Origin of the sequence: Moheibacter lacus, assembly GCF_014042165.1 — a bacterium.
GTDB lineage: Bacteria > Bacteroidota > Bacteroidia > Flavobacteriales > Weeksellaceae > Moheibacter > Moheibacter lacus.
In genome coordinates, this window is sequence record NZ_JACDZE010000002.1 from 1 (window position 1) to 13,189 (window position 13,189).

Genomic DNA, 13,189 nt, shown 5'->3' on the forward strand with positions numbered 1-13,189 from the left:
CTTGGATTTAAGATAGTCAAAAATGGAGGGAATTCTAAATCAATTTGAATTTTGCTGCGCTTAGAGCGCTTTAAAATCGGTCAGATTTTCTTGGTTTTTTGTGAATTTTATCAAAAAAATGGAGTTGTGCAACGGCTACCACTGTTATGTGCAGTTTTTTTGAATTCGGTATGTTTTTATTTCATATCCAGTATTACATATTAAATTTAGGTTTTCTTCATTTTCGTTTTTCATTTCCCATAATACCGAATTAAGATTTTTTTCAATTCTTTTCAATTCGTTTGTTTCAGCATTAAATAACACAAGATTAGTATTCGGTTTTTCAGTTGAATTCCATTGTTGAAGGAAAATTAGATTTTCAGTTTTATAAAACCAATCTCCAAAAATTTTATTATACAAATTCGGATTTTCGGGTTCAGATTTAAGTTCAAAATATGCAGGACCAAATCGAATTTCGTTAAGATATTTTTTGAATATTTTTACATTTTTATATTCGGCTAAAAGCGTCCATTTTTCCATTGTATTTTCAGTCATTTTTTCTTCGATTTCTTTTTTCTGAAATATCGAAATTATTCTCGCAAAAAGCATAACAATTAATCCGAAAATCAACAAAAAAGGATAACTAATTATGATTAAAATTTTGTAAAAAAAATTGTCAGATCTTTTGATATTTATTTTATCAATTAGTTCCATTTTCTATTTATTGATGGGAGTTTGGTAAAATTGCACATAACGTTTTCGGGCTTTGCGTTCGGGCGAGCTTTGGAGCACAAAGTTTCATTCTATTACTAAAGTTTATTAGAAGCACAAAGCTCCAAGTTTCCTCGTCAACCCTCCTGACGCAAAACCCGTGTTAGGCGGTCGTATTTATGTCAAAGTTTGCCCAAATAATTTTTCTGTCCAACATAGTAAAACGTAAAAAGTGGTCGTAGATTGAAGTCACATTGAAGTCAGGTTCCAACACCAACCACCAAGTCCGATTGTCCGCTTTTAAATTTACTGCTGTCAAGAAATACATTTTTTCTATTTCCTCTCTCGTTACCTCAAATTCAGTGTCTTTGTACTTTTTATACGCTAAGTCATAAAGGTCAGCAACAATAACTTCGTAATCAGCGGCAAATTTTTTGACCAATTCAATTTTTTCATTTAGGTCTTGGTCTATATTGTCAACAGAAATGCTAAGTTCGACTTTATTGTCGGGGCAAATATTATCCACAAGTCCAAACCACTCTTTGTCTCTCTTTTTATATTCAATATTTCCAAATGGTTCTATTGTCATTACAGTTGTCGTTTAATATGACGCCTAACGTGATTGGCTATGGTTTCGTTGCGTGAAAATCCGCAAGGATTTTCCGCCGTAAACCGAAGATAGCATATTTGCTTCTGACTTTCCGAAAGGAAAGTCAGAAGCAATGAACTATAGCCGTTGTTGTGCTTTCGTGCTTTTATTTTTTTGTCCGAATTCGATTGTCAAAATCCAAGAGCATAGAATTCAGTAAATCCAATTTAGGTTTTTCTAAAGTCGGTTGTTGGCATAAATTGTTCACAATATTCAATATATCTCTGTATTCATCTTCGGTTTTAATTTTTTCTAGTTTTATAATCCGTTCAATTCTTTTTTTAAGTTTTGAGTGAATGTCAATGTCATATCCAGTCCTGTTTTTAATGAATTTATTAAATTCAAAATCTTCATTTTCCACCATCATTTCAGTTAAGTCACGAAACCATTGTTTCAATCTGGTCAGCCGACCTTTTTCAAAATTCTCCTCAACAAGTGGTTTTAGGGATTTATAATGTTGGTCAGAATCGAAGTCCTCCGTTTTGATTTTTAGCATTGAGGACTCAATGTAATAGTCCAAAGTTGCTAAATTCAAAGTTCGATACTTTTCAAGTTCTTTCTGTTTTTCTTCTTTAGTCAACTTATTCAATTTTTACGTTTCTCAGCATGAAGCACAACGGTCAAGTATAAGCGTAGTGCGGGATTTCGGAGCAATTCACTGTCCGCCCACCACAAAGTTTCTTAGGAGCAAAAATGCTCAAATTTAGCAGTTCAGCCCGCATTACGCTTATACAATGTTGGCGGTAGTTTTTTTTATTCAATTCTCCTTAATACCCCCTTTAATTTTGCTTCAACTCCAAGATTATCAAAAAGTTTTTCAGTCAATGTTAATGTCTTCTTGAAAGCTGTTTTAATATCTGTCGGATCTAATTCTGATGTTGTCTCCTGAAATAACGAATACCAATCTGGGTCTATGTCTTTTTCCAAGCTTTTTGTTGGACTTTCCCAATGTTTGGTTTGGTATGTTTCAATTCTTATTAACCAAAGTAAATATTTTTGAACATTTGATAAGCTTTGGTAAGCGTGAGCAAATTCCTGTCGTTTAATTAAGTTGCTTGTTGTAAGTAAAACATTCAACAATGATTGGCTCAACCACAGGATATTTTCATTTGTTGTTCGATCAGGTACTTTAGTTTTTATTTCTTTGAGCGTGTTAGTCAATAAATCTTCTTTATCTACTAAAATCATCTTGTCAAAGTCGCTAAACTCTACCAAACCGTCCCACGATTTGATAACTTCCATTTGGTCGTTTGTCAAAAAATGAAACTCCCCCCTTATCATATTTTCAAAAATGGCAACTTCACTTCCATACTCGTTGGTAAAATATAATGCCAAAGGATGAATTTGGCTTACCCAATTTTCAGCGGAAAAATTTTCTTTATCCTTCAAGAAGATGTAGAATTCAATATCTGAATATTTGTCCCCTTCATTTTTGGTAAATGACCCGTACATAAATACGGCAGAAATATTTTTATCATTTTGAGCTATTGACTTTGTTTTGTCAATCATTTGTAACTGTGTCATTTTCTAATTTTTTAATATTAACAATCGCCCTTTCTACTTTGCGTATTAAAGGATATTTCAATTCTTATTCTATCTTACAGTTACTTATAGCTTCATCTTCTTGAATGTTTTTCGTTGTTAATTGTTTCTTCAAATTACCGCCAACGGGAAACGCATTGGCGAAGTGGCGGATAAATTGGACAAAAAGTTCAATTTAGCGAGAACGTAGCCGATGTGTTTCCACAGAGCTAACTTACAAATAAAAAGCGAATGTGGAACACATTCGGCGGAATAAAATGCAGAAACTTTCAATTTAGCACTTAACCTGCCATTTTGCCAATGCGATGTTATGTGAAGGAATTTTTAGTATCTTTGTATTCAAATAATTCACATTTTATGTATTTCAGCAAGCCTTGGTAATTAAAAATTAAAGTAAATTATTAAATCGTCTTTTTGAGACGGTTGCTATTTGGTACGTTAATTTTTAATTTAAAATAAGGTAATAATGAAAAATATAAAACCCTTAACTTTTCCGTTTAATTCGGAAAATAATACATCCATAAAACAAAGTCTTTTTCGATTTCGAGAATATTTTGATTCTTCTACAATTGTTGGTTTAGGCGAAAACTCACATTTCATAAAAGAGTTTTTTACATTCAGGCATCAAGTTATTGAGTTTTTAGTAACTGAATGTGATTTTGACACCTTGGCATTTGAGTTTGGTTTTTCTGAAGGATTAGAAGTTGATAAGTGGATAAAATCACAAATTCCATTCGACGATTTGGATAAGTTACTGTCACACTTTTATTATCCAAATGAGTTTAAAGATACTTTGCTATGGCTTCGTCGGTATAATCAAGACAATAATAATCAAATTACCTTTTTAGGTGTGGATATTCCTAAAAATGGAGGTTCTTATTTTCCAAACTTTCGTATTGTATCTGATTATTTGCAAAGACTTTCAATCGTTTCTTCTGATGTCTTACAGAAGATTTTAAATCTTGCTGAGAAATTTGATTTCTATTCGACTTCTCAGCTTGCGTTAAATTTATCGCTTTTTGATGAAGCTGAACATAATGAATTAAAAGCATTGCTATTAAAAGTTTACATTCGTTTGATTACTCTTCAACCAAAATTAGAAAGTTTAGAATTTCAATCGATAGTTCATCAAGTTAAAGGCTTGATCTATATGAATTATAATGCTGATGCTATGGAAAGTTTCATTACTGAAAGGGGAATTGAAGGAGATATGGGAGCAAAAGACCAGTATATGGCAGAAAGCATTGATTGGTTTTTGAAAAATTCACTTGGTAAAAAGATTATTTTGGTTGCCCACAATGCTCACATTCAAAAAACTCCGGTAGATTTTGATGGATTTATTAGTTGTTATCCAATGGGGCAAAGACTTTCGATGACTTTTGGAGAAAAATATAAAGCATTTGCAATAACTAATCTACGTGGAGAAACTGCGGCATTGTATCCTGATAATGATTATCAATTTGGCTTTAGGGTTGATAAATTTCCACTTGATTTTCCAGAGTCGGATTCTGTTGAATTTATTATGCAAGAATTTGGAGGAAAAGAATGCTGTTTACTAATGAACAGAAGTACGGAATTAAAAAATTGTAATAAGATTCGATTTGATTCGATGTGCCTAAAAACTGAAATAGAAGAAGCTTTTGACGGAATTTTTCTAATAGAAAAATCAACTGTTTCAGAAGTAGTGGATTGAGAATTTATAAATTTAATTTCGAAACGGCACTTTCTTTTTGGAGGTGCCGTTTTATTCTTTCACATAACACGTAAATATACGTAACTTTTATGAATTGGATGAATTGAAGTAAAATAAATTTCAAATGGCTGATTGATAATGATATATACGTTTATTTGAGTTAATCATTTTGTATATCTGATGGATTGAATTGTCATAGTTTTTGTATTTTTGATATACAAAATGATTAATAGTGAAAAGTCATGGATTTATCAAAATTTCAATTAAAATCAATTATTTTTGACCGTAATCGATCCTATTTGTTTTTTGGTTTCATCGAGTTTTAAAATGTACCAATAGGTTCCGGAAGGAACCGGATTTCCCAAGTATTTTCCATCCCAAACCATCCCATTTGCATCGGCTTTACGGATAGCAAATAATTTTCCGTATCGGTCAAAGATTTGGAATTCTGCATCAGGAAATTGTTCGATTCCTCTGATTTTCCAAACATCATTTTTACCATCGCCATTTGGTGAAATAAAATTGGGAATTAAAAAATAGGTGAAGGCATAAGGCTCACTGTAACATCCGACCCAATCACGTACATAAATTTCATAATCCTCAACCGGAATGTTGTGAAAAGTAGCAGAACTCTGCCAAAATACACCATCAAGCGAATATTCGTAATTCCCTGCTGGAGCAACCTGAACGGTAATGGAATTTCCATTGATTTGAACATTTGTTATTTCCGGTGCACCGCCCAAAACAGCTTCAAACGGAAGTTCATAGCTGCATCCGCTCACGTCTGAGACGATGACAGCGTAATTTCCAGGTTGGCTGACGGTGACTTCATTTGTGTCCAAATCTTGGTTCAGATCTTCTCCTTGAAGTCCAATCCATTCGTAAGTTTCAAAAGTGTCCGGAATGCTTAAAATAGTTGTCGTACCGAGACAAAAGGCAACCGAATCATCGTATTCAACTGAAAAATCTGGGACAATTAAATGAATCGGAACGGTTCCATAACAGTTTTCTGTTCCATTGTCCAATTTGGCATAAATGGTTTGGGAAGAAGGAATCGAGTAGGTGAGTGGCAATTGGTTGGATCCGGTTTCTAAATCTTCTAGATTTCGGAAAAAACTAAAGTCCAAATTGGTATCGGGATTGATTTCGGTTTGAAATTCTGCTAAATCAAAAATGGCATTTCCGGTTTGAAAATCGATACAAGCTTGTTTGGTCAATTCGATTCCTGTTGGAGCGGATTGAATACTGATTTCGATAGGAATGATGTAGGTTTTATTTTCGGTAGATTCATGGATACGGACATAGATCCAATCGGTCGGGAAATCGTCGCTGACAAAAGGATCGCTCACCGGAAATGTTCCGTTGAGCGCCTGAATTTCTTCTCTATGATAAGAGATTTCCAAATTTAAAGCTTCATGAGAACCTGCAGCGCCCCACCAATTAAAAGATGAATTATTTTGATTGGGTCTTTGTTTAATGATGTTGGTTTCCATGGTTTCCAAATCGATTTCGTAGAGATAATGAATTGTATTTCCATAAAGACGTCCATATTCAGCAGCCAATCCAAAAGTTCCGGTATCTATTTCTCCTAAATTTTCATGGCTAATGTATTGGTTATCAATGCCGAGTGTAACTTTGAATAAATAATCTTTTCCATCACTCATCACCCATGCAACGTACATAAAATCACCGATTTGAACGAAATCACCGGAAGGGTTTCCCTCTCCGAAATCATGCCAAATACTAAAATCATCATAGTTCCCAGGCGCCGCACGTCGAACCATTGATGACCAACCGCCCTCATATAAATAATCCAAATGGTCAAATGAAAGGGCAACGGAAGTTTGGCCTAAATCTCCTACAACTGTAAAATCACAATTTTGGGATTCGGTTCCAATTTTTTGAATTACACCTCCTGAACGGACGACAAATATTTCTTTTTGGCTATTGATGGCGATGTCAAAATATCCGCCAGGACCGGAAGTATCGCCACAAACGGTTTGGATTTGGGGATCTGGAGCATAAAGGTTTCGGATGCGGATGATGCCTTCTTGGGCTTGTGTGAGGTATATTTCAGGTGATTCGTTGAATTCATTTAAAAATTCCAAAGAAAAATTCTGCAATTCGCTGAAGGGAATGGTCACCATTTCATCGCCATCAGTATCGCAAACAGTATATGATTTTGGGTCGGTTATGGTGATTTGTCCCAATATTTCTGAAAGAAAAATCAGATTGAAGACAAAAATTAGAATTTTTTTCAAATGTAAAATTTTGGAGTACAAATTTCGGGATTTTTTAAAGAACTAAATATTAAAGAAATGTAAAAAGCCGATTGAATTATCAACCGGCTTTTGTATGAAGTTTTTAAATTTTGAATTATAAACCAAATTCTTTTTTAATTTGGTCTACTTTATCCAATTTTTCCCAAGTAAAAAACTCTAAATTATCAATGGTCTTTTCATTGTTTTTCCCTTTGTTAAATGTTTTGCTTCCAACAAACGGTTCACGTCCCATATGTCCATAAGAAGCGGTTTCTTGGTAAATAGGATTTCTCAATTTCAGACTTTGCTCGATTGCAAATGGTCTTAAATCAAATAGTTGGTTTACTTTTTCAGCGATTTCACCGTCGTTCAAATTTACTTTTGAAGTTCCATTTGTATTGATGTACAAACCACAAGGTTCTGCAACACCGATTGCATAAGAAACCTGAACCAAAACTTCATTTGCAACACCTGCTGCAACTAGATTTTTTGCAATGTGTCTGGTAGCATAGGCCGCACTTCTGTCTACTTTTGATGGGTCTTTACCGCTAAATGCTCCGCCTCCATGAGCGCCTTTTCCGCCATAAGTATCGACGATGATTTTTCTTCCGGTCAGTCCGGTATCACCGTGTGGTCCGCCGATGACAAATTTTCCGGTCGGATTGATATGGTATTTGATTTGGTCGTTGAACAATTGTTTGATTTCCGGTTTTTGTTTGGCGATAACGCGTGGAATCAAAACTTCGACGATATCTTTTCTGATTTTGGCCAACATGGCTTCGTCGCTTCCAAATTCATCATGTTGCGTCGAAACTACGATGGAATCGATTCTAACCGGTTTGTGATCGTCTGAATATTCGATGGTCACTTGGGATTTTGCATCTGGACGTAGGTATTTTACCGTATCATTTTCCCGTCTGATTTCGGCCAATTCTTTTAAAATCGTATGTGCCAAATCCAGTGCCAATGGCATATAATTTTCTGTTTCATTGGTCGCATAGCCAAACATCATTCCTTGATCTCCAGCACCTTGAGCATTGGCTCTTGCTTCGAAATCGGACTCGTCTTTGACACGATCAACACCTTGGTTGATGTCTGGTGATTGTTCATGAATGGCAGAAATAACACCACATGAATCTCCGTTGAACATATATTCTCCTTTGGTATAACCAATGTTGTTAATTACTTCTCTTGCAATGTGTTGAACGTCCAGGTAAACATCTGATTTTACTTCACCAGCCAATACGACTTGACCTGTTGTAACCAAAGTTTCGCATGCAACTTTTGATGAAGCATCATAAGCTAAAAAGTTATCAATCAATGCATCTGAAATTTGATCAGCAATTTTGTCAGGATGTCCTTCAGAAACGGATTCTGATGTAAATAAGTAAGGCATATAGTTTTGTTTTGCAGAGGAGAATTGAAAGACAGTACCTGTTTTAGCAATTTTTATTGAGGTTGCAATCAGTCAAATCTTTCCTCCTAATTTTAATCCTGCAAAATTAATGCGATTTTATAAATAGAAAAATGTTTCGAGTTTTAATTACAAAATATTTAACTCAATCATGCACTCTTTCATCTTCTGATAAGTTCTTTCTATGTCATTGTCCAATCCGATTGAAAAACGGATCAATCCGTCAGATAATCCCATTTCTTTTTGTTCTTCTACAGGAATTTCACTTGAAGTAGACGTTCCCGGTGCGCTAAATAATGTTTTATAAAAACCTAAACTGACTGCCAAATAGCCTAAATTTTTCATTTGCATCAGTTCCATTAACGCATTGGCTTTATCAAGCGAACCTACATCGATGGTCATCATTCCACCAAATCCATATTCTGCATTGTATAAATTTTTCATAGCCAAATGCCCTGAGTGGTTTTCTAGACCCGGATAAACAACTTTCAGCCCATCTTTCTGAAATGCTTGAGCGAGGTATTCTGCATTTTTGCTATGTTGTTTCATACGGATATGAAGTGTACGCAAGTTCTTTAAAATACTGGCCGAACGTAAACTGTCCATCGTTGGTCCCAAAAGCATACAAGCTCCGTTGTTGACATTTCGCAGATCATCTATAAATTCTTGTGTTCCACAAATCACACCGCCTACAGCATCACTGCTTCCGTTTATAAATTTGGTTAAACTATGAATGACAACATCTGCTCCTAAATCAATAGGAGAAACGATAAAAGGAGAAAAGGTATTGTCTACAACCAATTTAAGATTGTGTTTTTTCGAGAGTTTCGCTAGTTCTTGAATATCAGCTATTTCCAAAAGAGGGTTACTGATGGTTTCGCAATAAATCACTTTTGTATTTTCAGTAATGGAAGCTTCTACCTTATCAATTTTGGTAATGTCTACGAATTGAGTCTGAATGTTCAGTTTAGGAAGAAAATTTTTCATAAAGGCATAAGTACCACCATAAATGGTTCTGCTGGAAACGATTTCATCGCCTGATTGACAAAGTTGTAACAATACAGATGTGATGGCGCCCATTCCGGAAGCGGTGACATTGGCGGCTTCCGAATTTTCCATAGCAGCCAAAGCTTGTCCTAAATATAAATTGCTTGGTGTGGAATGTCTTGAATAAAGATAACAGCCTTCTGCATTTCCTTCAAAAGTATCGAACATGGTTTTTGCAGAGAGAAAGGTGTAAGTGGATGAATCTGAAATAGAAGGGTTAACGCCTCCGAATTCTCCAAAATATTGTAAATCTTGAATTTGATCTGCCGGTTTGTGTGTTTTCATATTTAATTTTTATTTTCCAAATTTGAAAAAATATAGTGAATTTGTCAATGAAAGATAAAATACTTAGAAAATTATTCTAATATTTATTATAAATTTTGAAATTTATTATATTTAGTTCCTTGAAATTTAATTGAAACAAAATTTTATTCATCATGAAATTGGACAAAATGGATTTTGCTATTCTCAACCAATTGCAAATCAATTCAAAATTCACAAACAAACAATTGTCCCTACAACTAAATCTTTCGGCGACAGCTGTTTTTGAAAGGGTTAAGAAACTGGAAAGAATGGGGGTAATCAAAGGTTATTCGGCGATTTTGGATAGAAAAATTTTGGGGATGGAATTGATGGTTTTTTCACATGTGAAATTGGAGAAGCATTCTCAACAAAATATATCTGAATTTGAAACCCAAATTAATTTTTTAAATGAAGTGCATGAATGTTACCATGTGAGTGGAGACTACGATTTTATTTTAAAAATGACTTTTAGAAATATGGATGATTACAGGGATTTTATCGTGAATAAATTGACCATCATTCCGGGAATAGGAAGCACTCACAGTATTTTTGTAATCAATGAGGTGAAAAATGAAATCGGATATAAATTATAAAAAAATGCACCCCAAATTTGGGATGCACTTTTATGGTAGGTTATTTAGGTTGTTTTATTCGTAGTCAATCATTTCTGCATTATGTAGCACTAATGTTCTGGTATATTCGCTACTATTTAAATCTATGGTATAAATGGATTTTACTGAAAAGAGATCATTTGGTGCATTGGTGAAAATAATTTCTGCGTCATTTGGTGAAAATTGGGGATCTACATCGATGGTTCCTAAAGGTTTTTCACTTAATGCTGAAATATCTGTCGAAGTTGCATCGCTGAAATTGTACATCATGATGCGGGTATCCAATTGGCGGTAGTCAGCATCTTGGTAACCTGAAACATCATGGGTATATAAAAGTCGATCTCCGGTGATGCTCCAATCCAGTCCTCCAACAGCACCTATATTTCCTTCAAAAATGGTCTGAATAAAATTTCCATTTCCATCCAAAATGATGATTTTGGCATCATAACCATTGATATTATTGGTGACGATGGCGATTCGACTTGAATCGTAATTCCAAGAGCATTTTGTAATGAATTGACCATCTGCAGTTTGGTAGATTTGGGTTTGTCCGGTTCCGTCGTAATTGATTCGATATAATTTGTCAAAACTTGGGAAAATAAACCTACTTCCGTTGGTGTTCCAATCAAAATCCATGACATCTGGTCGAAATCCATTTACCGGCGCTTGACTGATTTGATGCGGATTATCACCATTTAAATCGGCTGTGACGAGATGAGTTTGTCCGGCAATAGTTTGAAGGTATGCTACTTTTTGCGCAATATTGTTTTTATGCGGTCTCCAACTTGAATATTCAGAAGTGGTGATATAAATGGATTCTTCTAGGTTAGAGGACTTGATGATGAAATTTCCACTTTCTCTTTGGACGTAATGGTAACGATATTCCGGGTTTGCACGAACAGTGAATTGACTGGATTCGCTGAAAACCTCATCGTTGATGTCGTCTGAAACCACAACTTGCCAAGTATAAGTTGTCCCAAAATCTAAATTGTTTAATTGTAAGGTATCTACTTCAAGTTCAGGGTATTCTATTAGTTCGTTCGTCGTGTTGTTGGTAACCAAAACTCGATAAAGTAGCGTATCTTGGTCAGGATCAGAACTGCTCCATTTAAGTGTAACGTCATTTGCAACATTTGTAGCCAAATTTGCCGGTGAGAGGAGTTCCGGTGTAGTAGGAGGTTGGTTGAGCGTTTCATCTGTAATCATTTCAAAAACGATGGTGACTGTTTGGTCGATATCGGTAATACTTACGGCTTCTACTTCAGTTACATATCCATTTAATTCTGCTTTTACGGAATAGTCACCTAAGGGTATGCTTTCTAATATTTCAAAATTTCCTTCTTCATCTGAATAGACCGTAAGGGTAGAAGGGGTGGTGGTGATTTTTACGTTGGCAAGAGGTTCATTGGTTAGATCCAATCGGACAGATCCTTTAAGGGTTCCTTTTTCAGTTCCGTCGAGTAAATCTTCACTGCATCCAAACAGGAAAATTGTTAGTATAGAGATTATATATAGATTTTTCATCGGATTGATTTTTAAGTTAATAAATTAGAGTAGGATAGGAAAATTATAAAATTTGTCAGGTTAATTTTGATGATATTATTTATATCTATTACCAAAGTTAATTTGAACTCCAATTCCGACTTGTAGGAAATGGTCATCTCTTTTACCTGAAACTCGTTCGTCCCAGTCATCATCAAAGCCTATGTGGTAGGAGCCAAATCCTCTAACTCCAACAGTTGGAGAAATTAAATATTCTAAACCTCCACCAAATTGGGTTTTGAATTTACCCTTTCTATCTTCTCCTTTCGTATTATTGATGATCCCAAAACCGCCAAATAAATAGGGACTGAATTGACTATAAGGCATGGCTAAATATTCCAAATCCAAATCATAAGTACTGAAAGTTGATCTGAATATTTCCTTGGCTCCCATTTGTTGAAGCCCAAAGGAAAGGTTAGCATTAAAATAATCTGAAAAGATATATTTAAATGTTCCCTTTACGCCAGGTCGCATGGTTTGTGTTTTATAATCTCCTTTTAAAGTATTAAATGTAGAGGAAATCCCAAATGAAAATTGTGATCTTCTTTCTCTTTCCCAGACACCTTTCCCTACAACTCTTTTATTGCTCTCCTCAATTTCTTTTTGATAGGAGTATAATAATTCATTGGCGGCTTCAACTTCATCATCTTCCGTATCCCAAACTTTGTCTTTGATTCCTTCGAGAACCATAAGATAAACCGCTTTGTTAATTGCTTCTGTTACTGCGATTTGAACGGGTTCGTTATTGGTTACACCTACTTCAGCTTCCATCAATCTTTCAAAATCGATATAACGGAACATACTGGAGTTGATGGATTGGGAAAGAATTGTTTTGGAAGTATAAACTGTTTTCAGCACTTTTCCATTGCTGGTAGAGACCGCTCGTAGATAAACGGTAATTCTATCTTGTCTGTACTCTGTAGATCCTCCGATTCCGAAATATCTGGCTCCGGCTCCTCCCGTTAGAATATTGGTATCATAAGAAACAACACCGCCTTCCAATAAAATTCCGGCAAAAAGCAGCGGAGGAAGTTGACCGGAATTGGTGTTGCCATTTGAATATTCCTGCCGGGTTGTACGTATGATTTGACGTTCATTTAAGAGGTTTCCAATGTTTTCTCTTTCAATCGGCACGAACCATTTGCTGTCTTCGAGTGATTTGATTAGGATAGTGGTTAAGCCTTGCGGAATAGCGGTACTCCAATTAGCACCCATATCTGAGGCTTTGTACTGTCCGGTTTGATCCCGAAATTTATATACACCGACAACAACTTGTTCCTTTGGTTGGGGTAGTTTTTCAAAATCTTTTTGGGTTGGAGTGGACTCGCCTATAACGGATCTATCTTCAACTCCTCCAGGAGGAACCATCATGACACCACAACTATGAAATGCGATGAAAATGGCTAAATAAATGATGTAAATGGGGGTTTTCATGAT

The 13,189-nt window shown here is 35.2% G+C and carries 11 protein-coding genes; 2 read left to right on the forward strand and 9 right to left on the reverse strand.

Annotation, left to right across the window (positions count from 1 at the left end; translation table 11 throughout):
- Window positions 1-144: 144 nt before the first annotated feature.
- From HU137_RS08115 to lnu(I), 4 genes are all read right to left on the reverse strand, one after another.
- A complete protein-coding gene (locus HU137_RS08115) occupies window positions 145-693 on the reverse strand; it encodes a hypothetical protein (RefSeq protein WP_182043346.1) in 549 nt (182 codons plus the stop codon).
- 160 nt (window positions 694-853) lie between these two features.
- Window positions 854-1,279: a hypothetical protein gene (locus HU137_RS08120; protein ID WP_182043347.1), complete on the reverse strand. Its 426-nt coding sequence runs from the start codon at window positions 1,277-1,279 to the stop codon at window positions 854-856.
- Window positions 1,280-1,445: 166 nt separating this feature from the next.
- Complete coding sequence (locus tag HU137_RS08125) at window positions 1,446-1,919, reverse strand: hypothetical protein (protein ID WP_182043348.1); 474 nt, start codon at window positions 1,917-1,919, stop codon at window positions 1,446-1,448.
- 173 nt (window positions 1,920-2,092) lie between these two features.
- Window positions 2,093-2,863 (reverse strand): lincosamide nucleotidyltransferase Lnu(I), encoded by a 771-nt coding sequence (gene lnu(I), locus HU137_RS08130; RefSeq protein ID WP_008992950.1) that lies wholly within the window; start codon window positions 2,861-2,863, stop codon window positions 2,093-2,095.
- A gap of 484 nt (window positions 2,864-3,347) precedes the next feature.
- Between lnu(I) and ere(D) the strand changes: the two genes are divergently transcribed.
- The gene (gene ere(D), locus HU137_RS08135) at window positions 3,348-4,574 is read left to right on the forward strand and encodes an EreD family erythromycin esterase (RefSeq protein ID WP_095073170.1); all 1,227 of its coding nucleotides are present in this window, start codon (window positions 3,348-3,350) and stop codon (window positions 4,572-4,574) included.
- 269 nt (window positions 4,575-4,843) lie between these two features.
- Here the strand turns inward: ere(D) and HU137_RS08140 are convergent, their stop codons facing one another.
- From HU137_RS08140 to HU137_RS08150, 3 genes are all read right to left on the reverse strand, one after another.
- Complete coding sequence (locus tag HU137_RS08140) at window positions 4,844-6,835, reverse strand: T9SS type B sorting domain-containing protein (protein ID WP_182043349.1); 1,992 nt, start codon at window positions 6,833-6,835, stop codon at window positions 4,844-4,846.
- Window positions 6,836-6,950: 115 nt separating this feature from the next.
- The gene (metK, locus tag HU137_RS08145; protein WP_182043350.1) at window positions 6,951-8,231 is read right to left on the reverse strand and encodes a methionine adenosyltransferase; all 1,281 of its coding nucleotides are present in this window, start codon (window positions 8,229-8,231) and stop codon (window positions 6,951-6,953) included.
- 147 nt (window positions 8,232-8,378) lie between these two features.
- The gene (locus HU137_RS08150; RefSeq protein ID WP_182043351.1) at window positions 8,379-9,581 is read right to left on the reverse strand and encodes an aminotransferase class I/II-fold pyridoxal phosphate-dependent enzyme; all 1,203 of its coding nucleotides are present in this window, start codon (window positions 9,579-9,581) and stop codon (window positions 8,379-8,381) included.
- 152 nt (window positions 9,582-9,733) lie between these two features.
- Here HU137_RS08150 and HU137_RS08155 point away from each other — a divergent pair, with 152 nt between their 5' ends.
- Window positions 9,734-10,192, forward strand: a complete 459-nt coding sequence (locus HU137_RS08155) for an Lrp/AsnC family transcriptional regulator (RefSeq protein ID WP_182043352.1) — start codon at window positions 9,734-9,736, stop codon at window positions 10,190-10,192.
- Window positions 10,193-10,246: 54 nt separating this feature from the next.
- Here the strand turns inward: HU137_RS08155 and HU137_RS08160 are convergent, their stop codons facing one another.
- Window positions 10,247-11,734: a carboxypeptidase regulatory-like domain-containing protein gene (locus tag HU137_RS08160; RefSeq protein ID WP_182043353.1), complete on the reverse strand. Its 1,488-nt coding sequence runs from the start codon at window positions 11,732-11,734 to the stop codon at window positions 10,247-10,249.
- A 75-nt stretch (window positions 11,735-11,809) separates the two neighbouring features.
- A complete protein-coding gene (locus HU137_RS08165; protein ID WP_182043354.1) occupies window positions 11,810-13,186 on the reverse strand; it encodes a CsgG/HfaB family protein in 1,377 nt (458 codons plus the stop codon).
- Between the last annotated feature and the right edge of the window lie 3 nt (window positions 13,187-13,189).

What these genes read in the sequence shown, in the direction of transcription:
- HU137_RS08115 (WP_182043346.1), bottom strand. Translation starts at nt 693, where the DNA reads ATGGAACTAATTGATAAAATAAATATCAAAAGATCTGACAATTTTTTT.
- HU137_RS08120 (WP_182043347.1), bottom strand. Translation starts at nt 1,279, where the DNA reads ATGACAATAGAACCATTTGGAAATATTGAATATAAAAAGAGAGACAAA.
- metK (WP_182043350.1), bottom strand. Translation starts at nt 8,231, where the DNA reads ATGCCTTACTTATTTACATCAGAATCCGTTTCTGAAGGACATCCTGAC.
- HU137_RS08150 (WP_182043351.1), bottom strand. Translation starts at nt 9,581, where the DNA reads ATGAAAACACACAAACCGGCAGATCAAATTCAAGATTTACAATATTTT.
- HU137_RS08155 (WP_182043352.1), top strand. Translation starts at nt 9,734, where the DNA reads ATGAAATTGGACAAAATGGATTTTGCTATTCTCAACCAATTGCAAATC.
- HU137_RS08160 (WP_182043353.1), bottom strand. Translation starts at nt 11,734, where the DNA reads ATGAAAAATCTATATATAATCTCTATACTAACAATTTTCCTGTTTGGA.
- HU137_RS08165 (WP_182043354.1), bottom strand. Translation starts at nt 13,186, where the DNA reads ATGAAAACCCCCATTTACATCATTTATTTAGCCATTTTCATCGCATTT.